General features: G+C 69.2%; 23 protein-coding genes and 2 tRNA genes. 13 read left to right on the top strand and 12 right to left on the bottom strand.

Annotated features, from left to right (window positions below; all coding sequences use genetic code 11):
* Positions 1 to 107: 107 nt before the first annotated feature.
* Entirely contained in the window at positions 108 to 1139 is a 1032-nt protein-coding gene (locus OG568_RS33020; RefSeq protein WP_329534183.1) for a hypothetical protein, read from the top strand.
* Between the two features lie 109 nt (positions 1140 to 1248).
* Here the strand turns inward: OG568_RS33020 and clpX are convergent, their stop codons facing one another.
* The 5 genes from clpX to OG568_RS32995 form a co-directional block, all read right to left on the bottom strand.
* Positions 1249 to 2535, bottom strand: coding sequence for an ATP-dependent Clp protease ATP-binding subunit ClpX (gene clpX / locus OG568_RS33015; RefSeq protein ID WP_054231969.1), 1287 nt, complete (start codon positions 2533 to 2535; stop codon positions 1249 to 1251).
* 171 nt (positions 2536 to 2706) lie between these two features.
* Entirely contained in the window at positions 2707 to 3387 is a 681-nt protein-coding gene (locus tag OG568_RS33010) for an ATP-dependent Clp protease proteolytic subunit (protein ID WP_266624702.1), read from the bottom strand.
* Between the two features lie 137 nt (positions 3388 to 3524).
* On the bottom strand, positions 3525 to 4130 hold the full coding sequence (locus OG568_RS33005) for an ATP-dependent Clp protease proteolytic subunit (RefSeq protein WP_266421778.1): 606 nt from the start codon (positions 4128 to 4130) through the stop codon (positions 3525 to 3527).
* Between the two features lie 455 nt (positions 4131 to 4585).
* Entirely contained in the window at positions 4586 to 5992 is a 1407-nt protein-coding gene (tig, locus tag OG568_RS33000; RefSeq protein ID WP_329534182.1) for a trigger factor, read from the bottom strand.
* Between the two features lie 259 nt (positions 5993 to 6251).
* Positions 6252 to 6328, bottom strand: a tRNA-Pro gene (locus OG568_RS32995).
* A 152-nt stretch (positions 6329 to 6480) separates the two neighbouring features.
* On the opposite strand from OG568_RS32995, the gene OG568_RS32990 reads away from it, so the two are divergent.
* A tRNA-Gly gene (locus OG568_RS32990) sits at positions 6481 to 6554 on the top strand.
* 109 nt (positions 6555 to 6663) lie between these two features.
* Positions 6664 to 7161: a DUF4265 domain-containing protein gene (locus OG568_RS32985; RefSeq protein WP_329534181.1), complete on the top strand. Its 498-nt coding sequence runs from the start codon at positions 6664 to 6666 to the stop codon at positions 7159 to 7161.
* Positions 7162 to 7411: 250 nt separating this feature from the next.
* On the opposite strand, the gene OG568_RS32980 is transcribed toward OG568_RS32985, so the two are convergent.
* Entirely contained in the window at positions 7412 to 7606 is a 195-nt protein-coding gene (locus OG568_RS32980; RefSeq protein WP_054231893.1) for a hypothetical protein, read from the bottom strand.
* 634 nt (positions 7607 to 8240) lie between these two features.
* Between OG568_RS32980 and OG568_RS32975 the strand changes: the two genes are divergently transcribed.
* Positions 8241 to 9437, top strand: a complete 1197-nt coding sequence (locus OG568_RS32975; protein ID WP_329534180.1) for an acyltransferase family protein — start codon at positions 8241 to 8243, stop codon at positions 9435 to 9437.
* 6 nt (positions 9438 to 9443) lie between these two features.
* Here OG568_RS32975 and OG568_RS32970 read toward each other — a convergent pair whose 3' ends face one another.
* Together OG568_RS32970 and OG568_RS32965 are read right to left on the bottom strand one after the other, a co-directional pair.
* Positions 9444 to 9884, bottom strand: coding sequence for an HD domain-containing protein (locus tag OG568_RS32970; protein WP_443077898.1), 441 nt, complete (start codon positions 9882 to 9884; stop codon positions 9444 to 9446).
* A 169-nt stretch (positions 9885 to 10053) separates the two neighbouring features.
* The gene (locus OG568_RS32965; RefSeq protein ID WP_329534179.1) at positions 10054 to 11226 is read right to left on the bottom strand and encodes a PP2C family protein-serine/threonine phosphatase; all 1173 of its coding nucleotides are present in this window, start codon (positions 11224 to 11226) and stop codon (positions 10054 to 10056) included.
* A 151-nt stretch (positions 11227 to 11377) separates the two neighbouring features.
* Between OG568_RS32965 and OG568_RS32960 the strand changes: the two genes are divergently transcribed.
* Positions 11378 to 12607 carry a GNAT family N-acetyltransferase gene (locus OG568_RS32960; RefSeq protein WP_329534178.1) on the top strand — a complete coding sequence of 410 codons (1230 nt, stop codon included), beginning with the start codon at positions 11378 to 11380 and terminating at the stop codon, positions 12605 to 12607.
* 22 nt (positions 12608 to 12629) lie between these two features.
* Here OG568_RS32960 and OG568_RS32955 read toward each other — a convergent pair whose 3' ends face one another.
* Positions 12630 to 13439, bottom strand: coding sequence for an Fpg/Nei family DNA glycosylase (locus tag OG568_RS32955; protein WP_329534177.1), 810 nt, complete (start codon positions 13437 to 13439; stop codon positions 12630 to 12632).
* A gap of 179 nt (positions 13440 to 13618) precedes the next feature.
* On the bottom strand, positions 13619 to 14107 hold the full coding sequence (locus tag OG568_RS32950; protein WP_329368360.1) for a ribose-5-phosphate isomerase: 489 nt from the start codon (positions 14105 to 14107) through the stop codon (positions 13619 to 13621).
* Positions 14108 to 14345: 238 nt separating this feature from the next.
* Here OG568_RS32950 and OG568_RS32945 point away from each other — a divergent pair, with 238 nt between their 5' ends.
* Entirely contained in the window at positions 14346 to 15839 is a 1494-nt protein-coding gene (locus OG568_RS32945) for an amino acid permease (protein ID WP_329534176.1), read from the top strand.
* 82 nt (positions 15840 to 15921) lie between these two features.
* On the opposite strand, the gene OG568_RS32940 is transcribed toward OG568_RS32945, so the two are convergent.
* Complete coding sequence (locus tag OG568_RS32940) at positions 15922 to 18018, bottom strand: protein kinase domain-containing protein (RefSeq protein WP_443077802.1); 2097 nt, start codon at positions 18016 to 18018, stop codon at positions 15922 to 15924.
* Between the two features lie 187 nt (positions 18019 to 18205).
* Here OG568_RS32940 and OG568_RS32935 point away from each other — a divergent pair, with 187 nt between their 5' ends.
* Positions 18206 to 18931, top strand: a complete 726-nt coding sequence (locus OG568_RS32935; protein WP_329534174.1) for an LPXTG cell wall anchor domain-containing protein — start codon at positions 18206 to 18208, stop codon at positions 18929 to 18931.
* A gap of 136 nt (positions 18932 to 19067) precedes the next feature.
* Here OG568_RS32935 and OG568_RS32930 read toward each other — a convergent pair whose 3' ends face one another.
* Complete coding sequence (locus OG568_RS32930) at positions 19068 to 19658, bottom strand: biotin transporter BioY (protein WP_266413931.1); 591 nt, start codon at positions 19656 to 19658, stop codon at positions 19068 to 19070.
* Between the two features lie 655 nt (positions 19659 to 20313).
* Between OG568_RS32930 and OG568_RS32925 the strand changes: the two genes are divergently transcribed.
* The 6 genes from OG568_RS32925 (at position 20314) to OG568_RS32900 (ending at position 26780) form a co-directional block, all read left to right on the top strand.
* A complete protein-coding gene (locus tag OG568_RS32925) occupies positions 20314 to 21519 on the top strand; it encodes an ROK family transcriptional regulator (RefSeq protein ID WP_329534173.1) in 1206 nt (401 codons plus the stop codon).
* 368 nt (positions 21520 to 21887) lie between these two features.
* Entirely contained in the window at positions 21888 to 22973 is a 1086-nt protein-coding gene (locus OG568_RS32920) for an ABC transporter substrate-binding protein (protein WP_329534172.1), read from the top strand.
* Positions 22974 to 22978: 5 nt separating this feature from the next.
* Complete coding sequence (locus OG568_RS32915; protein ID WP_329534171.1) at positions 22979 to 23833, top strand: ABC transporter permease; 855 nt, start codon at positions 22979 to 22981, stop codon at positions 23831 to 23833.
* The gene (locus tag OG568_RS32910) at positions 23809 to 24546 is read left to right on the top strand and encodes an ABC transporter ATP-binding protein (protein ID WP_266413926.1); all 738 of its coding nucleotides are present in this window, start codon (positions 23809 to 23811) and stop codon (positions 24544 to 24546) included. The genes OG568_RS32915 and OG568_RS32910 overlap by 25 nt, the downstream gene beginning before the upstream one ends.
* Positions 24543 to 25877: an LLM class flavin-dependent oxidoreductase gene (locus OG568_RS32905; RefSeq protein ID WP_329534170.1), complete on the top strand. Its 1335-nt coding sequence runs from the start codon at positions 24543 to 24545 to the stop codon at positions 25875 to 25877. The genes OG568_RS32910 and OG568_RS32905 overlap by 4 nt, the downstream gene beginning before the upstream one ends.
* A gap of 12 nt (positions 25878 to 25889) precedes the next feature.
* Complete coding sequence (locus tag OG568_RS32900) at positions 25890 to 26780, top strand: TauD/TfdA dioxygenase family protein (protein ID WP_329534169.1); 891 nt, start codon at positions 25890 to 25892, stop codon at positions 26778 to 26780.
* Positions 26781 to 26808 lie beyond the last annotated feature (28 nt).

Below are 26808 nucleotides of genomic sequence, written 5' to 3'. Positions count from 1 at the left end.
GTCCCGAAACACGATTCTTCGTAACGGTCCGCCCCCCACTGCCGTGGCACCCCAGGGGTTACGCCAGGATGTCAGGAACACATAAGCATCTGGAGGGGAACCCAGAGATGAGCTACAACGAGCCGGGCCCGTACGGCGGGCCGCCCCAGCAGCCCGGACCGTACGGTCAGCCGGGGCAGCAGGGCCCTTACGGCCAGCCGCCGCAGGCTCCTCAGCCCGGTTACGGCCAGCCGCCGCAGGCTCCCCAGCCCGGTTACGGCTACCCGCAGCAGGCTCCTCCGCAGCCCGGCTACGGCTACCCCCAGCAGACTCCCCAGGGCGCCCCGCCCCAGCAGCCCGGACCGTACGGTCAGCAGCCCGGGTACGGCCAGCAGTCCCCTTACGGGCAGCAGCCTCCCTACGGCCAGCAGCCCTACGGCGCCCCGCAGCCGCCCGCGCCCGGCGGCGGCAAGAAGAAGACGGCGCTCATCATCGGCTCGGTCGCCGTCGTCGCCGCGATCGCCGTGACGGCGTACCTCGTCATCGGTGGTGGCGGCACCAGCGGTTCGGTCGCGGACGACGGCCCGCACAAGCTGACGGCGCCCGCGAAGGTCGTCAACGGCACCTACAAGAAGTCCAACAGCTCCAGCGACACCCCCTCGATGTCCGACAGCGACATCAAGGACTTCCAGAAGTGGGGCGTCAAGAACGCCAAGGACGCCGGCGCGGGCTATGTGAACGGCACCGGCATGACCGCGAAGAACCTGTCCTACAGCGGGGTGTACGGCACCATCGACGACCCGGCGGCCGTCGTGGACGCCATGTTCGCCAAGGTGAAGACGGAGTCCGAGAAGGACCAGAGCAAGGACAGCAGCAAGGGCAAGCTGCTCGGCAGCCCGCAGGAGTTCAAGCCCTCGGGCTTCAGCAACGGCATCCTGAAGTGCCAGGAGGCCGAGATCACGAACACCGACTCGTCGACCTCCGCGGCCGGCGCCCCCAAGACCGTGAAGGTGCCCCTGTGCATCTGGGGCGACCACAGCACGGTCGCCTCCGTCACCTCGATCGACATCGCCGCCTTCCTCACCGGCAAGAGCGCCACCATGGAGGACACGGCGGCCCTCGTCGCCAAGCTCCGCAACGACGTCCGCGTCAAGATCTGACCGTCCACGTCAAGATCTGACCGCACGCGTCAACCGCGAGCACAGCAACGGCGAAGGGGCCCCGGTCGGTTGACCGGGGCCCCTTCGCCGTACGTCCGTGCGGTGGCGGTTACGCCGTCTTCTGCTCGCCCGGGCCACGCCCGCGGGCGTCGCGCGGGATCAGCGTCGGGTTGACGTTGGACAGGACGACGTCCGCCGTGATGACGACCCTCGCCACGTCCTTGCGCGAGGGAACCTCGTACATCACCGCCTGGAGGACCTCCTCCATGATGGCGCGCAGGCCGCGCGCGCCGGTCTGGCGGAGGATCGCCTGGTCGGCGATGGCTTCCAGGGCCTCGCGCTCGAAGTCCAGCTCCACGCCGTCGAGTTCGAACAGGCGCTGGTACTGCTTCACGAGCGCGTTGCGCGGCTCCACGAGGATCTGGAGGAGCGCCGGCCGGTCGAGGTTGTGGACCGAGGTGATGACGGGCAGTCGGCCGATGAACTCGGGGATCATGCCGAACTTCACCAGGTCCTCGGGCATGACGGCCTCGAACTGGTCCTTGGACTCGAGCTCGCGCTTGGAGCGGATCGTCGCGCCGAAGCCGATGCCCTTGGCACCCGCCCTCGACTCGATGAGCTTCTCCAGGCCCGCGAAGGCGCCGCCCACGATGAACAGGACGTTCGTCGTGTCGATCTGGATGAACTCCTGGTGGGGGTGCTTGCGTCCGCCCTGGGGCGGAACGGAGGCCGTCGTGCCCTCCAGGATCTTGAGCAGGGCCTGCTGGACGCCCTCGCCGGACACGTCTCGCGTGATCGACGGGTTTTCGCTCTTACGGGCCACCTTGTCGATCTCGTCGATGTAGATGATGCCCGTCTCGGCCTTCTTGACGTCGTAGTCGGCCGCCTGGATGAGCTTCAGCAGGATGTTCTCGACGTCCTCGCCGACATACCCCGCCTCCGTGAGCGCCGTCGCGTCGGCGATGGCGAACGGGACGTTGAGCATGCGCGCGAGCGTCTGGGCGAGCAGAGTCTTGCCGGAGCCCGTGGGGCCCAGCAGGAGGATGTTGGACTTCGCCAACTCGATGGCGTCGTCCCGGTTCTGACCGCCGCCGTTCTCACCGGCCTGGACCCGCTTGTAGTGGTTGTACACCGCGACTGAGAGGGCCTTCTTGGCCGACTCCTGGCCGACCACGTACCCCTCGAGGAACTCGTAGATCTCGCGGGGTTTCGGGAGTTCCTCCCAGCGGACCTCGCTCGTTTCCGCGAGTTCTTCCTCGATGATCTCGTTGCAGAGATCGATGCACTCGTCGCAGATGTACACACCGGGGCCTGCGATGAGCTTCTTGACCTGCTTCTGGCTCTTGCCACAGAACGAGCACTTGAGCAGATCGCCGCCGTCACCGATGCGTGCCACGGTGTGCTTCCCCTTCGCCTGGGAGACGCCTAGGTCCAGCGGCTCCTGGTGCTGCCTTATGTCCGACGGTACCTTGCCGAGCCCCCCGTTCGGGCCCCCCTTGGCGCGGTTCACTTTGTCGTGGACCACGCCAACGGGCGACGGACGAGCGGCAGACGATACAGCGATACGTCAGACGATCGCGGAACTGTTCATCTTGCGGGTGGAGATGATCTGGTCGATCAGGCCGTACGCCAGCGCGTCCTCAGCGGTGAGGATCTTGTCGCGCTCGATGTCCTCGCGGATCTTCTCGATCGGCGTGGTCGAGTGCTTGGCCAGCATCTCTTCCAGCTGCGCACGCATCCGGAGGATCTCGTTCGCAGCGATTTCGAGGTCCGAGACCTGGCCGCGGCCGGTCTCGCTGTAGGGCTGGTGGATCAGCACACGGGCGTTCGGAAGCGCCATGCGCTTGCCCGGCGTACCGGCGGCCAGCAGGATCGCGGCGGCCGAGGCGGCCTGGCCCATGCAGACCGTCTGAATGTCGGGCTTCACGAACTGCATCGTGTCGTAAATGGCCGTGAGGGCCGTAAACGAGCCACCGGGGCTGTTGATGTAGACCGAGATGTCACGGTCGGGGTCCATCGACTCCAGGCACAGCAGCTGCGCCATGACGTCGTTGGCGGAGGCGTCGTCGATCTGCACGCCGAGGAAGATCACGCGCTCCTCGAACAGCTTCGCGTACGGGTCGTACTCACGCACGCCCTGCGAGGTGCGCTCGACGAAGCGCGGGATGACGTAGCGGGACTCCGCACGAGGACCGGTGTACTCGGCCTGCGTGCGGGCGTAGAGGCCGCTGCCGGGGAAGTCGTTCACTGTGTCTCCTGAAGAGCCTGTAAGAGCCTGAGGCGGTCAGCTGGGGCGCTGGAGGGCCTTCTGGGCCACTCCGGGGCACTGGGAGTGCCGGGGAGTGGCGAAGGGGCCCAACGCCGCCCTGGGGGGCGCTGAGGGGCTTACGCCGCCCCGGTGCCGCCACCGCCCGGCATACCGGCAGCGGTGGGCATGATGTCGTCGATGAGGCCGTACTCCTTGGCCTCGATCGGGTCGAACCAACGGTCGCGGTCCGAGTCACGAGTGATCTGCTCGACCGTCTGACCGGTGTGGAAGGAGGTCAGCTCGGCCATCCGCTTCTTGGTGTGCAGCAGCCGCTCGGCGTGGATCTTGATGTCCGACGCGGAGCCCGCGAGGCCGGCCGAGGGCTGGTGGATCAAAATCTCGGCGTTCGGCAGGGCGAAGCGCTTGCCGGGGGTGCCCGCGCTGAGCAGGAACTGGCCCATCGAGGCCGCCATGCCCATGGCGATCGTCACCACGTCGTTCTTGATGTACTGCATGGTGTCGTAGATCGCCATGCCGGCCGTGATCGATCCGCCGGGGCTGTTGATGTAGAGGTAGATGTCCTTGTCCGGGTCGGAGGCAAGGAGCAGCAGCTGCGCCGTGATCTTGTTGGCGATGTCGTCGTCGACCGCCTGGCCGAGGAAGATGATCCGCTCGCCGAGCAGCCGGTTGTAGACCTGGTCGCCGAGGCCACCACCGAAGGGTTCACCGGCAGCTGTGGGCATCAGATTCGTCACGTATCCACCTGCTCGTCTTACGACGGCGCCGGGCCGTCTCACGTCTTCTGCTGGGGGCGTGGGACCCCGGTGCGACAACCGCCCGGGGCGGCTTCGGGGACTCCCCTGCCCTCGTATTCATGGACCCTAACGCGCGGGTCCCTCCGGGGAATCCCGCAGAAGGAACTGTTCGCTGTGAGCGCATGCGCTCCGCTGGGTTGGACAGGGGGTTCGGCGGGGCTGCGCCCCGTCGGGGGCGCGGGGAACTGTGCGATCCGCCCCCGCAAAGCCGCGGTCGCGTCTGCCACGGGCGGTGTGTCGGCGGGTGCGGCCCGTCGTGGGCTGAGCGCGCCCACGCGGCGGAGCCGCATGGATGTCACAGCCCCGCGCCCCTGAAGGCCCACGGCCCCCGAGGACACAAGTGTCCTCGGGGGCCGTCTTACAGCTGCTGAAGCGCCGTGGGCTTACGCCTCGGGCTTCTCCTCGGAAGCCTCGGCGGAGGCCTCGTCACCGTCGGTGACCCCGGCGACGACCTCGGTGGCCGACTCGGTCTCGTCCTCCTCGTCGTCGAGGTCGACGACCTCGCCGTTCGTGTCCTTGACCGTGGCGGCCTCGACGACGACCGCGAGGGCCTTGCCGCGGGCGACCTCGCCGACCAGCATCGGGACCTGGCCGCCTTCGACGACCGCCTGGGCGAACTGGTCGGGGGACATGCCGGAGGAGGCCGCACGCCGCATGAGGTGCTCGGTGAGCTCCTCCTGGTTGACGTTCAGCTTCTCCTTGTTGACGAGCTCGTCCAGGACGAACTGGGTCTTGATGCCCTTGATCGCCGCTTCCTTGGTCTCGGCGTCGAACTCCTCCTCGGTCTTGCCCTGGATCTCCAGGTACTTCGCGAGGTCGAGACCCATCTGGCCGAGCTGGTGGTGCTCGAGGTTGTGCTTACGGGTGTTGATCTCGTCCTCGAGCAGCTTCTCGGGGACGGGGACCTCGACCAGCTCGAGCAGCTTCTCCAGGACACGCTCCTGGGCCTGCGTGGCCTGGTCGTACTGCTTCATGTTCTCGAGGCGCTTGCGGCTGTCCGCCTTGAGCTCTTCGAGGGTGTCGAACTCCGAGGCGAGCTGCGCGAAGTCGTCATCCAGCTCGGGCAGTTCGCGCGCGGCGACCTGGGTGACCTTGACGGTGACCTCGGCCTCCTTGCCGGCTGCCGAGCCGCCCTTGAGCTCGGAGGCGAAGGTGGCCTCGCCACCGGCCTCCAGGCCCTTCACGGCCTCGTCGATGCCGTCCAGCAGCTCGCCGGAGCCGATGGTGTAGGAGACGTCGGCTGCGACGCCGTCCTCCAGCACCTCTCCGTCGACCTTGGCCTCCAGGTCGATCGTGACGACGTCGCCGTCCTGGGCGGCGCGCTCGACGGGCGAGGTGGACGCGAAGCGCTCACGGAGCTCCTCGACGGCCTTCTCGACGTCCTCGTCGCCGACCTCGACAGCGTCGACCTCGACCTCGATGCCGGAGTAGTCCGGGATCTCGATGGTCGGGCGGACGTCGACCTCGGCGGTGAAGTTCAGCGTTTCGCCGTCCTTCAGCTCCGTGATGTCGACCTCGGGCTGGCCGAGGACGTTCAGCTCAGCCTCGTTGACCGCTTCGGTGTAGAACTTCGGGAGCGCGTCGTTGACGGCCTCTTCGAGCACGGTACCGCGACCGAACCGCTGGTCGATGATGCGCGCCGGGATCTTGCCCTTCCGGAAGCCCTTCACCGTGACCTGCTGGTTGATCTTCTTGTACGCCGCGTCGAGGCTGTCCTTGAGCTCCTCGAAGGGCACCTCAACAGTGAGCCGAACCCGAGTCGGGTTCAGGTTCTCCACGGCGCTCTTCACGGTTCGGTCTCCTTGTGGCTGACTTCTTGGGGGTACTGCTGCGGGGTTCTGCTGCTTGTTTCTGCCGAGATCGGGCAGAGCCTCAGCGGATTCGCGGCCCTTGAGAGACGTAACAGTGCAGACATACGGGCGCGCAACCTGCATAGTAACCGCAGGCGGTACACGCCCCAAAAGGCGATCTTGCGATCCCGGCCATCGGCCGTCGGACGCCTGTTCTCTCGCCTGATCCGTCGCCTCACGTGTCGCCGGAACCGGCTGGTGGTCGGGGTGGCGGGATTTGAACCCACGGCCTTCCGCTCCCAAAGCGGACGCGCTACCAAGCTGCGCCACACCCCGTCGGTGCGACACGTAGGGTACATGCCCGGAGACGGTGCGGCTGCCGCATTTCACGACCGTCCGCGGGGTCGGGGAACGGGGTGTGCGGGCAGGGGGTGCGAACCGCTACGATGCCTCCTGTGCCCGGGTCACTGACCTGCGGCGCTCCCCGTGCGGGCGTAGCTCAATGGTAGAGCACTAGTCTTCCAAACTAGCTACGCGGGTTCGATTCCCGTCGCCCGCTCCATACGGCTCAGGGCCAGGTCAGAGGTTCATTCCTCCACCTGGCCCTGATCGTTTTGCGGGACTCCGACCCGACCGTCGTGTCCCCCTGACGCCTCTGCGAGCATGCCGGGATGAGCATCGAGAGCCCGGCGGACTCCAGCCATCGCCATGTGGCGCTCCGGGTCGGCTTCGCCGGTTCCGGCAGGCCGGTGTTCGAGACGCTTCCCGCCCGGGCTGTCGGTCCTGACAGCTATGAACTGATGGGCAGCCCCGGCATGGTCGAGGGCTGCGCGGCGGGGGATCTGCTGAAGATCGACGCCGATGGCCGGTTCCAGATCGAGCGGCGAGGCCCGAACCTCTGCGTCCAAGCCTTCGGCGGGACTCCGTTCACCGCCGAATCCCTGGAGTCCCTGATCAGCGCCTTCGCCCCCCTGGGTGGCCTGGTGGAGGCGCCTGCCGACCGGCGGTTCATCGTGGTGACGGTGGCGTCCGCCGCCGGATTCCCCGCCGTCGAGGCCGTGATGGAAACGTGGGCGGCGGGTGTGGACACGCCGCTCGAGTGGGGATTCAGCAACGTGTTCGGGCCGGACGGAGAGCCGTTGAACTGGTGGCAAGAATCCGAGGCGTGACCAGCGGGGAATGCCGACGGGGGCCCACAGACGCGCGGGTCGCCGTCTCACCGGGCCCGCGCCCGTGTGCGTACACGATCTTCCGGGCCGGAGGATCACTCCTCCGGCGCAGCCCTGATCGTTTTCCCGGTCGGCCGCCGGATCATTGATCGAGCCGGGCCTGGAGAGCGCGGTCGGCCCGGGGCGCGACCGTCGGGGCCGCGTCCGTGAATGGGGCGACGGTGAAGCGCCGGCCCGTCCCGCTCGGAGATCAGAAACTGATCGAGTTGATCGTCTGCGCTATCGAGTCGAGGAACCGTTGGATGGACGGAGCCATTCCGGTCGACGCGAGGAAGAAGCCGAAGAGCACCGCGACGATGGCGGGCCCCGCCTTGATCGATCCCCCTCGGATCAGCACCACGAGGATGATCGCCAACAGCAGTACCACTGACAGCGAGATGGCCACAACTGATCACACCCTACGGTCGGTCCGCTCTCCCGGCCCGGGGGTGCAGCCCCGCACACCCCCGCCAGAACCATCGTGCCACCAACCCGGCCCGCGTATGCCGCAGGTGACGCATCGTCGGTTGGCGGTACCTGGAAACCGGACTCCCCCACCCTCCCGGGACAGGCCAACTTCACGGCCTCGCAAGCCAATTAGACCGTGCACTCGCCTGGGAAATTCAGAATGATCGTTGCCGTGTCCACACATCCTGTTCGCAGGTATTTCCAATTGTTGTCACAGGCTCGGCGAAGAAACCCCGGAAGACGCCGGGAACATGCCCCCGAAGGCACCGAAGACCGGACATTTCGCCAGAGTCGCCCGCGAGTGTTATGCACCAATTAGTCATGACGAATGCGGACAGACCGGCGCCACAACTGCCGAACACGGTAAGGGGATATCCTCAAATCCGGGGTACTCGAAGAGCAACTCACGGACGAACTCACAGGTGATATGCAGGAATGACGCCAGGAGATTTACGAAAACGCACAGACAACGCTAGGGTGCCTCAGATGTTCCACGCCGCCTCGTCCCCCGCAAGCGCAGCAAGGTCCTGGATCGTCTCCCCCGCTCCCCACCGTTCATGGTCGGAGTGCCTGTGACGAACTCGCTCCGGCCGAACGGTCCCCGTCGAGCGCCGCTCCCCCCGGCAGAGCGGTCGACGGAGGCAGCGGCGACCCCGCGCTCTGCCCCGAGTCAGCCGTCCGGCCCACCTTCGCAGCCGGCCGGCGCCACCGCCGCCGCGGCCGCCCAACCCGGCAGACCGCGTGACGCCTTCTTCGACAACGCCAAGTACCTGGCGATCGTGCTCGTGGCCATGGGCCACGCCTGGGAGCCCCTGAAGGGCCAAAGCCGCGTCCTCGAAGCCGCGTACATGGTCGTCTACGCCTTCCACATGCCGGCCTTCATCATCATCTCCGGCTATTTCTCCCGCAGTTTCGACATGCGCCCCGACCGGCTGAAGCGGCTGGTCACCGGTGTCGCCGTGCCGTACGTCGTCTTCGAAGTGGCGTACGTCCTCTTCAAGCGCTGGGCCGACGACGATCCGTCGCTGCCGGTCAGCCTGCTCGACCCCTGGTTCCTCACCTGGTTCCTGTGCGCGCTGTTCATCTGGCGGCTGACGACGCCGCTGTGGAAGCTGGTCCGCTGGCCGCTTCCGCTCGCCATCGCGGTGGCCATGCTCGCGACCACCTCACCGTCCATCGGTGACGACCTGGATCTGCAGCGGGCGCTCCAGTTCCTGCCGTTCTTCGTGCTGGGCCTGTGCATGAAGCCCGAGCACTTCCAGCTGGTACGCCGCCGCGAGGTGCGCATCCTGTCGGTGCCGGTGTTCGCCGCCGCGCTGGTCGTGAGCTGGTGGGCGGTGCCGCGGATGAACCCCGGCTGGTTCTACCACCGCGACAGCGCCCAGGAACTGGGTGTCCCCTGGTGGGTCGGCCCCGTGATGGTGCTCGCCCTGCTCGGCTGCTCGCTGCTGCTCACCGCGTGCTTCTTCGCCTGGGTGCCGCGCCGCAAGATGTGGTTCACGGCCCTCGGCGCGGGCACGCTGTACGGCTATCTGCTGCACGGTTTCCTGGTCAAGGGCGGCGACTACTGGGGCTGGTTCGACCACAAGTGGCTGCACCGGCCGCTCGGCGAGATCTTCGTGACCCTCGTCGCGGGCGCGGCCGTCACCCTGCTGTGCACGGCGCCGGTCCGGCGGGTCTTCCGCTTCGCGATGGAGCCCAGCATGGAGTGGGCGTTCAGACGGGACGTCACGGAGCTGGCCCGCGAACGGGCCAAGGCCCCGGCGTAGTCACCGTCAGCCCGGCGGCAGTCCGAGCAGTGTCCGCATCGCGGCGTACTTCTTGGTCAGCCGCGCGCGGGTGTGCTCGTCGAGGACCGCGAGCCGGGCCGGATCGCCGTTGTGCGCCAGGTCCGACGCCTTGACCACGAGAGCTCCCGGTGTCGTACGAATGCGCTTCGCGTACGACTCCGGGGGCTCTCCCTCGCGTTTGGTCAGCGCCAGCACGATGTCCTTCGTCCGCCGGGTCAGCGCGGCCTCGCGCAGCCAGTCCTCGGAGAGCACGTCGTCCTCGACGGCGTCGTGCAGCCAGGCCGCCGCGATCTGCTCGTCGTCGCCCCCGCGCTCACGGACCCCGTCCGCGACGGCCTGGAGGTGCTCGGTGTACGGCCGCCCCGCCTTGTCGGTCTGGGCGGCGTGCGCCGTACGGGCGAGGGCCTCTATTTCGGCCAGGGTCAGGAGAGTCTGCGTCACGCCTCCAGTGTCTCCCGCCGCAGCGCCGCGTGGGCCGGGACCGTGACCGCCGTCAGACCGAGCATGACAACCGCCCGACGGTGGATCCCTACAAAAGGGGCGCAACATACGGCCCCTGTCCGGTCAGCCCCTTCGACCATCGAGAAGGCCGTCGTCAGCGGGTTGCCGTGGGGCCCTCTCGGCTGATCAGGAGGAGGGCCCGGTCGTCGTTGACGTCCTTGGCGACGGCCTCGATGAGGTGCCACGCGGCGCCGTGGAAACCGCCGGCGACATAACGGTCGGCCTCACCTGTGAGGCGGTCGATGCCCTCGACGATGTCACGGTCGGAGGTTTCCACCAGACCGTCCGTGAAGAGCATCAGGACGTCCCCGGGCCGCAGGGAACCCTTGACGGGGTCGAACTGGGCACCGTCGTACACCCCGAGGAGTGGACCTTCGGCGGCCTTCTCCTCCCAGCGCCCGCTGCCCGCGCTGAGCTGAAGGCCCGGTGGGTGCCCGGCGGAGAAGAGTTCGTAGTCGCCGGAGTCCAGGTCCAGGACCAGGTGGATCGAGGTGGCGAAGCCCTCGTCCCAGTCCTGGCGCAGGAGGTAGCCGTTCGCCGCGGGGAGGAAGGCGTGGGGTGGGAGCGATCCCAGGAGACCGCCGAAGGCTCCGGAGAGGAGCAGGGCGCGCGAACCCGCGTCCATGCCCTTGCCGGACACGTCGGTCAGGACGACTTCGAGGCTTCGGCCGCTGTTCGTACGTGCGGCCACGACGAAGTCCCCCGAGAACGACTGACCGCCCGCCGGGCGCAACGCCATCTCCCGGTGCCAGCCCAGCGGCAGGCCCGGCAGCTTGCTCTGTACCCGGATGCGTTCACGCAGGTCGAAGAGCATGGTGCCGCCGCGCCGCCAGGGCACACCGACACGGCTGCGGAACTGGGCGATCAGCAGCCCGAAGAAGCCGCAGGCGGCGACCACCAGGACCACGCCCGGGGTGACCCGGGACGGGCCCTCCGTGTACGGGCCCAGCTTCACGGACTCCACTATCAGCGCGGTGGCGGCGGCCGCGTACAGGCCGAGCAGGCTGGCGGGGCGCAGCAGAAGGCCGCCCGCGACGATCGGGAGGACCAGCGCGGCCGGGGAGCACCAGACCGAGTTCATCAGCGTCGTGGCCGCGATCACGGGGATGGTCAGCAGCAGACCGGCCAGTGCGATCCAGTCCGAACCGTCACCGCGGAAGTAGTCGACGGCGGATCTGCGCACGCCGGTGCGAGCCCGGTGCCACTGCTTCTTCAACCGGGCCGTGAACGTCTCGGCTTCCGCGCGCCGCTCTCGTCCTGCTGCCATTAGTTCGGGACCCTATCCATCGGACCAGGTGCTTGGCACGGGAGGTCCCACTTGTCCCCCGTCCGAGCGCTCAACATCACAGTGAACGGCACCTCCGGGGATGGGGGAAATTCCCTCGCTCGTACTGCATTGCGGCTGGTAGGCATGGCGTATGACGACTGACTTGCGGGTTCTGCGGCAGCCCGAGTGGGACACGTGGTACGACAGCCTGATCCGCGCGTTCGGGGGCGTACCGGAGTCGTCCGAGGAGCGCGAGGTGTGGAACGCGCTGACAGAGTACGACCGATTCCTGGGTATCTGGGACGGCGACCAGTGTGTGGGCACCTCGGGGGCGTTCTCCTTCCGGGTCACGGTCCCCGGCGGCACCTCGGTACCGGCCGCGGGCATCACGATGGTGACGGTCGCGGCCACGCACCGGCGGCGCGGGCTGCTCAGGTCGATGATGCGGCGGCAGTTGGACGACATCCGCTCATGGGGCGAGCCGCTGGCCGTGCTGACCGCGTCGGAGCCGGTGATCTACGGCCGGTTCGGCTACGGCATCGCGACCCACCAGTACAACGCCGAGATCGACACGACCCGGGTACGACTGTCCGTACCGCCCGGCACCGATGACGTACGTCTGCGGTACGCCGCGCCGACCGACGTACTCGACGCGTGCGAGGCGGTGTACGCGCGGCTGGTTCCGGGCCGGCCGGGGAGGCTGGCGCGGCGGCCCGGCTGGGAGCGGGTGGTGCTGCTCGACCCGGAGGGCGACCGGGACGGCGCCTCGCCGTTGCAGTGCGTGATCGCCGAGCGGGACCACGAGGTCGTGGGTTACGCCCGGTACCGGATCAAGAGGGGCGGCGACCACCGCGGGGCCGCGTTCACCGTCGTACTCGACGAACTGGAGGCGCTCGACCCGGCGACGCACGCGGCGCTGTGGCGGTTCCTCTTCGAGATCGACCTGACGTCCACGCTCGTGGCGCGCGGTCGCCCCGTGGACGAGGCGTGGCAGTACATGGTGTCCGACATCCGGCGCTGCGCGGTGCGGATGCGGGACGCGCTGCACGTGCGGCTCGTGGACGTCGGTGCCGCGCTGGAGGCACGGACGTATCAGGCGCCGGTGGACGTGGTGTTCGAGGTGGAGGACGCGTTCTGCCCCTGGAACGAGGGGCGTTGGCGGCTCACCGGGGACACCAAGGGCGCCATCTGCGTGCGTACCTCGGACACCGCCGATCTCGCCCTGTCCGTACGGGAGTTGGGGGCGGCGTATCTCGGCGGGGTGTCCCTGGCCTCGCTCGCGGCGGCGGGGCGGGTGCGGGAGCTGCGGCAGGGCGCGCTCGCGGAGGCCTCGGTGGGCTTCTCGTCGGCGGTCGCGCCCTGGTTGCCGCACGGGTTCTAGCCCCCAGGCGTCCGAAGCCGGTTCAGTTGTTCTGGCAGGTCGGGCACCAGAAGAGGTTGCGGGCGGCGAGATCGGCGGTGCGGATCTCGCCGCCACAGATGTGGCAGGGCAGGTTGGCCCTGCGGTACACGTACACCTCGCCGCCGTGGTCGTCCACGCGCGGTGGGCGGCCCATGGCCTCCGGGGTGTGTTCCGGACGGACGGTGTCGATGCGGTTGTTGCGGACGCCCTCGCGCATGAGTGCCACCAGGTCCGTCCAGACCGCGTCCCACTGCGCCGGGGTGATGTCCTTCCCCGTGCGGTACGGATCGATGCCGTGACGGAAGAGGACTTCCGCGCGGTAGACGTTCCCGACGCCCGCGATGATCTTCTGGTCCATGAGGAGGGCGGCGATCGTCGTACGGCTGCGGGAGACACGGCGGTACGCCGCCGACGGGTCCGCGTCCGCGCGGAGGGGGTCCGGGCCGAGGCGGGCGTGTATCGCCCGCTTCTCGTCGTCCGTGATCAGGGCGCAGGTGGTGGGGCCGCGGAGGTCGACGTACGACGTGGCGTTCGCGAGGCGGAGGCGGACCGTGTCGGTGGGGGGCGGGGCGGGGGCGTCGCCGAAGTTCACCTTGCCGAAGAGGCCGAGGTGGATGTGGATCCAGTCGGCGGCGCGGAAGGCGAGGAAGAGGTGTTTGCCGTGGGCGTCGGCGCGTTCGAGGGGGGTGCCGTCGAGGAGGGCGGCGGCGTCGGTGAACTTGCCCTGGGGGCTGGTGACGCAGGTGGGATTGCCGGTGAATCTGGCCGCGTAGTCCTCGGCCAGCCGGTGAATCGTGTGCCCCTCGGGCACGGGGTCCTCCTCGTGCGGCAGTCTCTCGTACGGCGCTGAAGGCTCGGGGCTTGTTCCGCCCCCGCCGCCCCTACCCGTCCCGTCCCTGGGGGCTGCCGCCCCCAGACCCCCGCATCGGCCTGAACGGCCTCGTCCTCACACGCCGGACAGGCTGAAGATGCGGATCGCAGCCCCGGGAGTCAGGCCTGCTGGGGGTGGTGGGCCGGGATGGGCGGGAGGTCGCCCGTCTCTTCGTAGGCCGACAGCATGTCGATACGGCGGACGTGGCGCTCGTCACCGGAGAAGGGCGTGGAGAGGAAGACCTCCACGAACTTCGTCGCCTCCTCCTGGGTGTGCATACGCGCCCCCACGGCCACCACGTTGGCGTTGTTGTGCTGGCGGCCGAGCGACGCCGTCTCCTCGCTCCAGGCGAGCGCGGCACGCACACCGTCCACCTTGTTCGCGGCGATCTGCTCCCCGTTGCCGGAGCCGCCGATCACGATGCCGAGGGCCTCGGGGTCGGCCGCCGCACGCTCCGCGGCGCGGAGGCAGAACGGCGGGTAGTCGTCCTGGGCGTCGTAGATGAGGGGCCCGCAGTCGACGGGCTCGTGCCCGGCGGCCTTGAGCCACTCGACGAGGTGGTTCTTGAGTTCGAAACCGGCATGATCGGAGCCGAGATACACGCGCATGGTCCGAGTGTGACACGGCTGTTTCGGATCGTTCTCGCCGGGTGTCGCCGACGAAAAGTGTGAGCAAGGCTACAAACCTCAAGGAAACCTCAAGTAACGATCTGGATTCAAAGGTTCACGAATCTCTTTGCCTCCGATTCACTGGACCGGCTCGTTACAGGGTCCCTACAAGGACCCGCGCGGGCCCGTACACCGCTCGTACGGGAATCTGCTCACCCGGCGCAAAGGAATCCCCCCTATGACCTCGCAGCCGACCCCCACAAAGGCCGCAAGCGGCCACGGAGGCCCTGGAGAACCCGGTTCGGGCCTCCAGGCCGGGCTCAAGAACCGTCATCTGACCATGATCGCCATCGGTGGCGTCATCGGCGCCGGCCTCTTCGTGGGCTCCAGCTCCGGTATCGCCACCGCAGGGCCCGGCATCCTCCTCTCCTACGCCCTCGTCGGCACGCTCGTGGTGCTGGTGATGCGGATGCTGGGCGAGATGTCCGCCGCGAACCCGACCTCCGGTTCGTTCTCCGCACACGCGGACCGCGCTCTCGGGCGCTGGGCCGGTTTCTCGATCGGCTGGCTCTACTGGTTCTTCTGGGTGGTCGTGCTCGCCGTCGAGGCGACCGCGGGGGCCGAGATCCTCGAAGGATGGGTGCCCGCCGTACCGCAGTGGGGCTGGGCGCTCATCGTGATGATCGTGCTCACCGCGACCAACCTGGTCTCCGTCGGCTCGTACGGAGAGTTCGAGTTCTGGTTCGCCGGGATCAAGGTCGTGGCGATCGGCGCGTTCATCGTCGTCGGCGCGCTCGCGATCTTCGGCGTGCTGCCGGGTGTCGACGCCCCGAAGGCCGGCCTGGGGAATCTGAGCGACCACGGCGGCTTCCTGCCGCACGGGCCCGGCGCGATCCTCACCGGTGTGCTCCTGGTCGTCTTCTCCTTCATGGGCAGCGAGATCGCGACCCTCGCCGCCGGTGAGTCCGAGGACCCGCAGCGAGCCGTCACCAAGTCCACCAACAGCATCATCTGGCGCATCGCCGTCTTCTACCTCGGCTCGATCCTCGTCGTCGTGTCCCTGCTGCCGTGGAACGACCCCTCCATCAAGGACAAGGGCTCCTACGTCGCCGCCCTCGACTCCCTCGGCATCGCGCACGCCGGTCAGATCATGAACTTCATCGTGCTGACCTCCGTGCTCTCCTGCCTGAACTCCGGGCTCTACACGGCCTCCCGGATGGCGTTCTCGCTCGGCGAGCGCGGTGACGCGCCCAAGGTGTTCGCGAAGACCACCTCGCGCGGTGTGCCGATGGCCGCCATCGTCGTCTCGGTCGTCTTCGGCTTCGTCGCCGTCTTCTTCAACTACAAGTTCCCCGACTCGGTCTTCCTCTTCCTCGTCAACTCCTCCGGCGCGGTCGCCCTGTTCGTCTGGCTGGTCATCTGCTTCTCGCAGCTGCGGATGCGGAAGATCATCCAGCGCGAGTCGCCGGAGAAGCTGGTCGTGAAGATGTGGCTGTACCCCTACCTGACCTGGGCGACGGCCGCGCTGATCGTCTTCGTCCTCGGCTACATGCTGACCGACACGGAACACGACGGACGCGAGACCGTCCTGCTGTCGCTGCTCGTCGCCGCGATCGTGCTCGTGATCGCCTTCGTGAAGCAGAAGCTCGGCGGCTCCGCGGCGACCGAGCCGGCGGCCGTCGGCGCGCCGGTGGGCGCCGGGGAGCCGGTCGACGCCACGTCGGAGGCCTGAGCACCCGGACGCGGTGTTCGACGGATTCGGTGAGGGGGAGGGGCCCGGCGGCAGCTGCCGCCGGGCCCCTCCCCTTATCTGTTCACAGGGGCGTGAAGCTCTTCTTGACCTCGTCGTAGACGGGGAGCGCGGTCGCCTCGATGTCGGGGTGGTACCAGGTGCTGATCTCGTACGACGTGCCACCGGAGCGGAAGCCGAGCAGTCGGACGTGCCAGAGCCGGCCCTTGGCCGTGACGGTGTACTCCCAGACGACCGCGGGCGCGCCACGGAACGTGGTGCGCTCCAGGCGGATCCGGCGGTAGTTCAGGCCCTTGCTGGTGTCCACCTCCGCCTGCTGCCACTGCGCCAGCAGGTCACCCCGGGCCGGGGTCGCGTTGGCCACGATCTCCTGCGCGCGGTCGGGCGAGGTGTAGTGCACCTCGGAACCGCTCTGCGCCACCCGCTGCCAGTCCTGCGGCGGCGTCCACGCGTACAGCCCGGCCTCCTTCCGGGCGCCCGCCGGCAGGCTCGGCGGGCGTGACGTGCCGTCGACGGTGGGGGGTGGGGAGGAGGGGGTGGTGGACGGGTTCTGCGCGGAGTTCGGTGACGTCGACGAGGACGATGACGCGGTCGAGGTCGAGGTCGGAGTGAGCGCGCCGGTCGTGTCGTGGGAGGAGCCGCCGGTCTGCGTCATGACGAGCCCTACGACGGCTCCCACGACCACCACACCCCCGGCGGCGGCCAGGCCCATCCGGCGCCGGCCCCGCCGTGGGGCGGAGAGCACGGCGGGGCCGGGGAGTTCGCCCGGCGGCGTGATCATCACGCGGGAGACCGTGGTGTGTGTGGCGAGGGAGGGGGGTTCGGGAAGCGGCCGGGGTGCGCTGGGCTCGGGTGTGGGGGTGAGGTCGGGGCCGGGTGTGGGCGTGGGTGCGGGCGTGGGTGTGGGTGCGGGCGTGGGTGCGGGCGTGGGTGTGGGTGTGGGTGTGGGTGTGGGTGTGGGTGTGGGTGCAGGTGTGGGGTCGGGCTCCGGGATGGCGTCCTGTACGAGGTCCGGCTCGGGGGGCGATACGGGGGTCGGTTCGGGGTTCCGTTGGGGCGGGGGGTGTTGCGCGGCGCGTATAAGGCTCACGTCCAGGAGTGCGCGCGTGGGCGACTCCTGGTGGAACGGAGGGACGGGGGGTGGCGCGGATTCCGGCGTCTCCGTCTTCTCCGGTGCGTCGGGAGGCTCAGCCGTCCCTTCCACCTCTGGCGTCTCGAATGCCTCCGGTGTCTCTGATGTATCTGATGTATCTGACGCTTTCGGTGATGCCCGTGTCTCTGGCACTTCCGGAGCTTCTGGTGACTCCGGCGCCGGTTCGGGTACGAGTCCCGTTTCCGGGGACGGGGATTCGGTCTCCTCCGGTCGGGGGAACGCGATCGGGCGCAACGCCGTCTCCAGTTCCTCCAGGCCCGGTCGGGTCGACGGCTCCTTCTCCAGCAGGGCGGCCAGGATCTCCCCCAAGTCACCAGCCGTGGAGGGAAGTTCTGGCTCCTCGTACAGGACCGCGTGCAACGTCGCCAGGGTGGTCGAACGGGAGAACGGCGAGCGGCCACCGAGGGCCGCGCTGAGCGTCGCGCCCAGCGACCAGATGTCGGACGGCGGGCCCTGGGGGCGGCCGGAGATGCGCTCGGGTGCCATGTAGTCGGGGGAACCGACCAGCATCCCGACCATGGTGAGCGCCTCCGCGTCCTGCAGCGCGGCGATGCCGAAGTCGGTGAGGACGACACGGTGGCCGCGCCGCTCGACCAGGACGTTGCCCGGCTTGATGTCCCGGTGCAGCACTCCCCCGGCGTGCACCTGGCGCAGCGCCGCGACCAGTTCGAGCCCGATACGGGCCGCGGTGGGCGGGTCGAGCGGGCCGTCCTCGACCACGAGTTGCTCGAGGGAGCGGCCGGCGACGAGTTCCATGACGATCCACAGCCGCTCGCCCTGGTCCACGACGTCGTAGATGCGCACGACATTGGGATGGTCGATCCGGGCCGTGGCCCTGGCTTCGCGCAGAGTGCGTTCGCGGCGGGTTCGGGTGTCCTCCGGGTCGAGTCCGTCGATCCGCATTTCCTTGACGGCGACCTGCCGGTCGAGCATTTCGTCGGTGGCTCGCCACACCCGCCCCATTCCCCCCTGGCCGATACTTTCGGCCAGCCGATATCGACCCGTCACCAATAATCCCGGAACACCGTCACTCGTATTCCCCGTCAATCCCCTGCACCCCCTCAACACCCGCCTCAATCGTCCGCCACAGCAGAAACACAATGGTCACACTTCATGCCGTACCAGCATAGTGCGGAGAAATCTTGTGGTACCTCTTCAAGTACTGCGAATTCAGGCGCAGCCAAGGGGGACGAACATGAGTTCTCGTCACACGACGACCATCGCGGGATCGCTGCTCACGGCATCTTTCTCGGCCGTGATGATCCTTTCCTTCACCGCCGTCGCGGACGACCAGGGACCGGGGAGCAGCAAGGGGGGAAAGGTCGTGGACCCGGCACCGGCGGGCGTGAAGCTGACCACGTTGTTGCCCGAGAAGATCTCGGTGGACAACAGCTCGCACGAAACGGCGCTGACCGCCACGGTGAAGAACGAGGGGACCAAGGACAGCGGAAAGATCCGGCTTTTGGTGGTCGGCTTCGACGGCCTGAAGGTCAAGAGCGTCAAGGGTTGTTCCGCCATGGCGGAAAAGGATCTGCCCAAGGGTTCGAACAGTGGATTCGTGTGCGATGTCGGTAATCTCGCGGCCGGAAAGTCGCGGTCGTACGCCGTCGCCGCGACCTTCGATCTGAGCAAGACCGGAAAGATCTGCCTGCCGGTTCAGGACAGCGCCGGGAAGAAGACGTTCTGGCAGCAGGGACCGGTGCCGTTCGGTACGACGAATCCGTCGCCGAACGCCCCGGCCACTCCGCTGCTGCTCGACACCGAGAACAAGCCGGTGACACCCGGCGGCGACCAGTTGCCCAAGACCGGCGCCGGGAGTGACCTTCTGCCGCTCGGCGCGGCGGGGGCGGCGCTCGTCTCCGTCGGGGCGGCGGGGATGTGGTGGGCCCAGCGGCGGCCTCGCCGGCAGCCGCAGGCGTGACGGCGTGGGCCGGGACGCCGTGTGCGCGGCGCCCCGGCCCGCCTTCTGCGACCTCCCGGGCCCGAAACGCGCGAGAGGCTCGCCGGGTCGAAATCGAAGTACGACCCGGCGAGCCTCTCGCGAGGGAACTACGGCCTCAGCGGTTGAGGAACTTCCAGGCAGTCGGCAGGACGCCCATCGCCAGCGCCGCCTTCAGGGCGTCGCCGATCAGGAACGGGGTGAACCCCGCCGCGAGGGTCGCGCTCAGCGACATGCCGGTGGCGGCGGCCAGGTACGGGAGGCCGACGGCGTAGATGATCGCCTCGCCCAGCAGCATCGTGCCCGCCATGCGCAGGAACGAGCGGTCGGCGCCGCGTCGGGCGAGGGCGCCCACGGCGGCGGAGGCGAGCATCATGCCGAGGATGTAGCCGAGGGACGGGGCTGCGGTGCCGGAGCCGCCGTCGGCGAACCACGGCATGCCGGCCATGCCGACGAGGGCGTAGAGCGCGAGCGAGAGGAAGCCGCGGCCCGCGCCGAGGGCCGTGCCGACGAGGAGGGCGGCGAAGGTCTGGCCGGTCACCGGGACCGGGGAGCCCGGTACGGGCAGGGAGATCTGGGCGGCGAGGCCGGTGAGGGCGGCGCCGCCGAGCACGAGGGCGATGTCCCTGACGCGGGAGGCCGGGAGCAGGTCGGCGAGGACCTCGCCGGGGCGGATGCCTGGGCGGGGGGTGGCGGCAGCGGTGCTCATGGGGACTCCGGCGGGTGACGGGGGGTCGGGACACGGTGACGCTATCCCAGGGGGACGGGTGGATCACCGTGCGCGGTCGACAAAGCGGGGATCCGGGGCTTGGTGGAGCCCTTACAAAGGAGGCCGTGTACACCTATCGGGGCGTGATGCTGGTCACTGAGGTGGGATGGTTTTGTCCCGGGAGAGGTTCGAGCGCGGCCTGTAGGGACCCACCAATTCGCCTGCCGGGCGTCTTTGTTCGGCTGCGGGCCGGTGGGGGCTGGTCGCGCAGTTCCCCGCGCCCCTGGAAGCCTCCGCCCCGGCCCGCGTCTTCAGCCCGTCCGGCGTTTGAGGACGAGGCCCTTCAGGCCGATGCGGGGGTCTGGGGGCGCAGCCCCCGGAATGGGACGGGTAGGGGCGGCGGGGGCGAGGAACCGGGCTCCTCTGGCCGGAATCGGGGGTAAGACCTACCCTTCAGGGCATGGTCGCCCAGGCTGAGAACTTCGCGTCGCGTCGCTATGTCGACCTGCGACGCCAGGGCACCTCCACCTGTCGCCCCTGGTAGGGCGGGCGGAGCGCATCCGGCTCGCCGAGACGAGACCAAGCAAGTCGAGACCACTCGAGTCGAGACCACGTCGAGACGGCACAGTTTCGGACACGCTCCCTAGGAAGCGCCATGCCTCGTACCTCCCTGGCCCCCTCCCCGCCCACGACACCCCATCGCGCCGCCGTCGGCGACCGTCGCCGCACCAGCGCCAGCGTCATCCTGCGCTCGGTGCTGGAGCACGGCCCGGTCGCCCGCAGCACCGTCGCCCGGCTGACCGGCCTCTCCCCCGCCTCGGTGACCGACTACTGCGCCCGGTTCACCGCGCTCGGCCTGATCCGGGAGGCTCCGACGCCCCGGCAGTCGAACGGCGTCGGACGTCCCCACGTCCCCATCCACCTGGACGACTCCCGGTTCGTGGTCGGCGGAGTCCACGTGGCCGTCCCCTACACCACCGTCGCCCTGCTCGACCTGCGCGGCCGGGTCGTGACGGAACGACGGCTCGCCCACGACGGCGGCACAGAACCCGGCCGCGTGCTCGCGAACGCCGCCGCCGGGCTGGCCGCCCTGCTCGCCGACCACCCCGGCCGCACCCCCCTCGGCGTCGGCGTCGCGGCCGGCGGCTGGGTGGACCGCGACTCCGGGACGATCGTGGAGCACCCCCTGCTCGGCTGGCGCGACGTCGACGTCCGGGACGCACTCGGGACGCGAACCGGGCTGCCGGTCCATGTGGACGGGCACGCGCGGGCACTGGTCAACGGGGAGCGGCTGTTCGGGCGGGTGCGCGGCAGCCGCAGCGTGCTGCACCTGTTCGTCGGCAACGTGGTGGACGCCGCCTTCGCCACCCACGACGAGGTGCACCACGGTCCCCGCTCCCAGGCCGGGGCGATCGCCCATCTGCCGTTGCCGGGCGGCTCGGAACGGTGCGACTGCGGCCGGACCGGCTGCCTTCAGGCCGAGTTGAGCGAACGGACGCTGTGCCGGCGGGCGCGGGAGGCGGGCGTCATCACCGTCGCCGATCCGATGCATGTGATCGGCGCCGCGGCCGACGGCGACCCCGTGGCCGTACGTCTGCTGCTGGAGCGGGCCCGGACGGTCGGGCGGGCGGCCCGGCTGCTGCTGGACGTGCTCAACCCGGACACGGTCGTCGTCGCGGAGGTCGGGACCGTGCACCGGGAGGACTGCCTCGGGGCGCTGCGCGCGGAGGTGGGGGCGGACCGGGCGGCCTCCGTCCTGCCGACCAGTTTCCCGGATTCCGTACTCGCCGTGGCGGGTGGATCCGTGGCGCTCGACGTGGTGTACCGGGATCCGCTGAGCCTGTCACCGGGGGCGAATTAATTCAGAAACTCCGAATGTTGACAGCGGTCGTACGAGGACAGGAGCATCCTCTTCATGAGCAGCTCGCGGGTGCAGGTTCCGCTGACCAAGTGCCGCGTCGTCGACCTGATGCGGGTCGCACGCACGCGTTGTTGCTGACGCCGGGTCGCTGCCACGTCACCGCGTTGACGTGCTGATGTGGTGACCTGTTGATGTGGTGACCTGCTGACGCATCGACGCGTCGACGATCACCCGATTTCCTTTGCCGCGCCTTCGGCGCGCGCCTCTCTCCTCCTCTTGCGCGCTTGTTTCGCGTCTTTCCCTTGCTGAATTCCCCCTGCCCGGAATTCCGCGCGCATTCCCGTCACTTGGATCCCCGGAGTCCTCCCATGCCACCACTGTCTCCTTCGTCGTCCCCTTCCGCGTCCGGTGTGGACCGCCGGCTGTTCCTGTCCTCCCTGCTCGGCGTGGCCGCCGCGGCCGGACTGAGCGGTTGCGCGGGGGCCAGTGCCGCCGACAGCGAGTCCAAGGGGTCCCTGTCCGCCCCGCTGTCCGCCAAGGTCCCCGCCGGTACGAGCCTGAGGATCGCCTCGTACCAGAACGTCCAGCAGCTGCAGTTCAAGCTCGCGGGCCTGACCGACCTGCCGTTCACCGTCTCCAGCTGGGTGAACATCGGCGCCGGACCCGATGTCATCAACGCCTTCCGCGCCAAGTCCCTGGACGTCGCCAACAACGCGGGCATCCCGCCGATCCAGGCGCACTACCAGGGCTACGACGCCAAGATCGTCGCGATCAACCTCACCCGCAAGCCCAACTACCTCTTCGCCACCAAGCCCGGCAGCGACATCCACACCGTCGCGGACTTCAAGGGCAAGAAGCTGGCGTTCTCCCAGGGTCAGGCCCAAGGCGTCGTCCTGCTGCGGGCGCTGAAGGAGGCCGGGCTCGCGTACGACGAGGTGAAGCTGGTCCCGCTGACCAGCAACCAGTTCTTCACGGCCCTGCAGTCGGGCCAGGTCGACATCGCCCCGCTCGCCAACAGCCAGGCACCGGCGTACCTCAAGCAGTACGAGTCGAAGGGCGCCCGCGCGATCACCACCGACGTGGTCGACCTGCTCAACCTGTTGTGGGCGCCGTCCGCCGTGCTGGCCGACTCCGCGAAGGCGGCCGCGGTCGCCGCGTACATCCCGCGCTGGGCGCAGGGACAGGTGTGGGCGTACGAGCACCCGGACGCCTGGAACGCGGAGTTCTACGTGAAGACGCAGAACCTGACCCTCGCGCAGGCCCAGTCGATCACCGAGCTGGCCAACAAGCCGCTGTTCCCGCCGAGTTGGGACGAGGCGGTGAAGTGGGAGCAGGAGACCGCCGATCTGCTGGCCGAGGGCGGCTTCGTGAAGGGGTTCAAGGTCGGCTCGCTCTTCGACCGGCGCTTCGAGGGCATCGCGGCGAAGGCCGTCCCGGCGGAGTACCGGAAGTGACGGCCATGGCGACAACCACGACCACCACCGCCGCCGTGCCGGTGACCGCCGCCGAGGACACGCCTGCCGTACGGCGCAGGAGGCGCCGGGGCCTGGCTCCCGGCAAGCGTCTGGCCGCCTCCCGGCTCATCGGCCCCGCCCTCTTCCTCGCCCTGTGGGCGGCCGCCTCCGCCGCCGGACAGCTGGACCCGGGGGCGATCCCGGCGCCCTGGACAGTCCTGAGGACCGCCGGCCATCTGTGGACGGACGGCACGCTGCCCACGGACGTGCTGACCTCCCTGGAGCGCGCGGCCTACGGTTTCGCGCTCGGCCTCACCGCCGGCGTCGTCCTCGCACTGGCCTCCGGGCTCAGCCGGATCGGCGAGGCGCTGATCGACGGGACCGTGCAGCTCAACCGGGCGATCCCGACCCTGGGTCTCATCCCGCTGTTCATCCTCTGGCTGGGCATCGGTGAGACCTTCAAGATCGCCATCATCGCGATCGTCGTCTACATCCCGATCTACCTCAACCTGCACGCCGCGCTGTCCGGCATCGACCACCGCTACGTCGAACTCGCGGAGGTCCAGGGCCTGTCGAGGCTCCAGTTCGTCCGCCAGATCGTCATCCCCGGCGCACTGCCGGGCTTCTTCGTGGGGCTGCGCCTCGGGGTGACCGGCTCCTGGCTGAGCCTGGTGGTCCTGGAGCAGATCAACGCCACCAGCGGCCTCGGCTACATGATGTTCCAGGCCCAGAACTACGGCCAGTCGGACGTCATCCTGGTCGGCCTGCTGATCTACGGCGTCTTCGGCCTGGCCTCCGACAGCGCGGTCCGTCTCGTCGAACGGAGGGTGCTGTCATGGCGCCGCACACTCAGCAGCTGACCGCCGCCCCGGCCGTCCGACTCCGAGGTCTCACCCGTTCGTTCGACGGCCGTACGGTCCTCGACGACATCGACCTCGACCTGCCCGCCGGACAGTTCACGGCCCTGCTCGGGCACAGCGGCTCCGGCAAGAGCACGCTGCTGCGCGCCATCGCCGGCCTGGACCACGAGGTCGCCGGAAGCGGCCGGCTCACCGCCCCGGAGCGGGTGTCGGTCGTCTTCCAGGACTCCCGGCTGCTGCCCTGGCGGCGGGTGCTCGACAACGTGCTGCTCGGCACGAACGGCAAGGAAGCGGCCGAGAAGGGCCGCGAAGCCCTCGCCGAGGTGGGCCTCAAAGGCCGCGAACGCGCCTGGCCCAACGAGCTGTCCGGCGGCGAGGCCCAGCGCGCCGCCCTGGCCCGCTCGCTCGTCCGAGAACCCGAACTCCTGCTGGCCGACGAGCCGTTCGGCGCCCTGGACGCACTCACCCGGATCCGGATGCACGTCCTGCTGCGCGAGCTGTGGGAGCGCCACCGGCCCTCCGTGCTGCTCGTCACCCACGACGTGGACGAGGCGATCGTGCTCGCCGACCGGGTGCTCGTGCTCGACCAGGGCCGGATCGGTCTCGACCTGACCATCGACCGCCCCCACCCGCGCTCCTACCGGGAGCCGGTACTGGGTGAATACCGGGAGCGCCTCCTTGCCGCCCTCGGTGTGACGGAGGACCACGCATGACCCGCCGACTCCACCTCAACGCCTTCCTGATGAACACCGGCCACCACGAGGCATCGTGGCGGCTGCCGGAGAGCGACCCCTACGCCCACGTCGAACTCGCCCACTACGTCGAGCTGGCCCGGATCGCCGAACGCGGCACCTTCGACTCCCTCTTCCTGGCCGACGGACCCCAGTTGTGGAACAACCTGGCCCAGCGCCCGGCCGGCTCCCTGGAACCGCTCACCCTGCTCACCGCACTGGCGACGGCCACCGAGCACATCGGCCTGATCGCCACGGCGTCCACGTCCTACAACTCCCCCTACAACCTGGCCCGCAAGTTCGCCTCTCTCGACATCGTCAGCGGCGGCCGGGCGGGCTGGAACATCGTCACCACGGCCGGTGCGGAGGCCGCCCGCAACTTCGGCCTCGACGCCGAGCCCGCGCACGCCGAACGGTACGCGCGCGCCGCCGAGTTCCTGGACGTCTCGCTCAAGCTCTGGGACAGCTGGGAGGACGACGCGATCGTCGCCGACAAGGCGGCCGGCGTGTGGGGCGACGACGCCAAGATCCACCCGCCACGCCACCAGGGCACGTACTTCAGTGTCGAGGGCGCCCTCAACGTGCCCCGTTCACCCCAGGGATATCCGCTCCTCGTGCAGGCGGGTTCGAGCGAGGACGGCAAGGCGTTCGCGGCCCGGTACGCGGAGGCGGTGTTCACCGCACAGCAGACCCTCGCCGACGCCCAGGCCTTCTACGCGGACCTCAAGTCCCGTACGGCGGCGGCCGGCCGGGACCCCGAGCACATCAAGGTGCTGCCCGGCATCGTCCCGGTGCTCGGCTCGACGGAGGCCGAGGCGCGGGCGAACGAGCGGCTCCTTGAGGACCACATCGTGTACACGCACGGCGTGGACCGCCTGGAGCGCCTGCTGCAACTGGCCCCCGGAACACTGGAACTGGACGCCCAGCTCCCGGCGGACCTGCCGCCCGAGGAGGCCATCGAGGGCGCCAAGAGCCGCTACACGCTCGTCGTCGAACTCGCCCGCCGTGACCGGCTCACCGTACGGCAGTTGATCGGCCGGCTCGGCGGCGGACGCGGCCACCTCACCTTCGCCGGTACGCCGGAGCAGGTCGCCGACGCGATCGGGACCTGGTTCGCCCAGGGTGCCGCGGACGGTTTCAACATCATGCCCGCGGTCCTGCCCTCCGGCCTCGACGCCTTCGTCGACCACGTCGTCCCGATCCTGCGCGCCCGCGGTCTGCTCCGCACGGAGTACGGCCCCCGGGGGACCCTGCGCGAGCGATACGGGCTGCCCCGGCCCGCCAACCAGTACGCCCAACCTGCCCTCGTCTGAAAGGACTTCACCATGTCCATCGAGATCCGCAAGGTCACCGCGAACATAGGCGCCCAGGTCCTGGGCCTGGACATCTCCAAGCCCCTCGACGAGGAGCAGGTCACCGCCGTCCGCGACGCCCTCGACGTCCACAAGGCCCTGGTCTTCGACGACGTGCACCTCGACGACGAGGGCCAGCAGGCCTTCGCCCGCCATTTCGGCGACCTCACCACCGCCCACCCGACGGTGGCCGCCGTCGACGGGGCCCCGAACGTGCTCCCCGTCGACAGCGAGCGCGGCCGCGCCAACCACTGGCACACCGACGTGACCTTCGTCCTCAACCCGCCCCAGGCCAGCACCCTGCGCAGCATCACGATCCCGCCGTACGGCGGCGAGACCCTGATCGCCAGCTCGGCGGCCGCCTACCGGGATCTGCCCGCCCCGCTGCGCACGCTCGCCGACACCCTGTGGGCCGAGCACACCAACGACTACGACTACGCGGTGCCCGACGAGCAGATCGACGAGGAACAGGCCGCCCAGCGCGCCCAGTTCACGTCCATCAAGTTCCGCACCGCCCATCCCGTCGTCCGGGTCCATCCGCTGACCGGCGAGCGCGGGCTGTTCATCGGCGGGTTCGCGCAGCGGATCGTCGGGCTGTCGGTGGGCGAGTCCCGCAAGCTGCTCGACCTGTTCCAGTCGTACGTCACCCGCCCGGAGAACATCCTGCGCTGGCACTGGTCCCCGAACCAGCTCGTCCTGTTCGACAACCGCATCACCCAGCACTACGCCATCGACAACTACGACGGACAGCCGCGCCGCCTCAACCGTGTCACCGTCGCCGGTGACATCCCGGTCGGCATCGAGGGCAAGGAGAGCTACTCGATCGAGGGCGACGCCTCGCACTACACCTCCGTGGCCGAGTAAAAGGAATCTCACGCTCCGTACCGCGGGT

The sequence above is a fragment of the Streptomyces sp. NBC_01450 genome, assembly GCF_036227505.1.
Lineage (GTDB): Bacteria > Actinomycetota > Actinomycetes > Streptomycetales > Streptomycetaceae > Streptomyces.
This window is presented reverse-complemented; position numbering and strand designations above follow the sequence as displayed.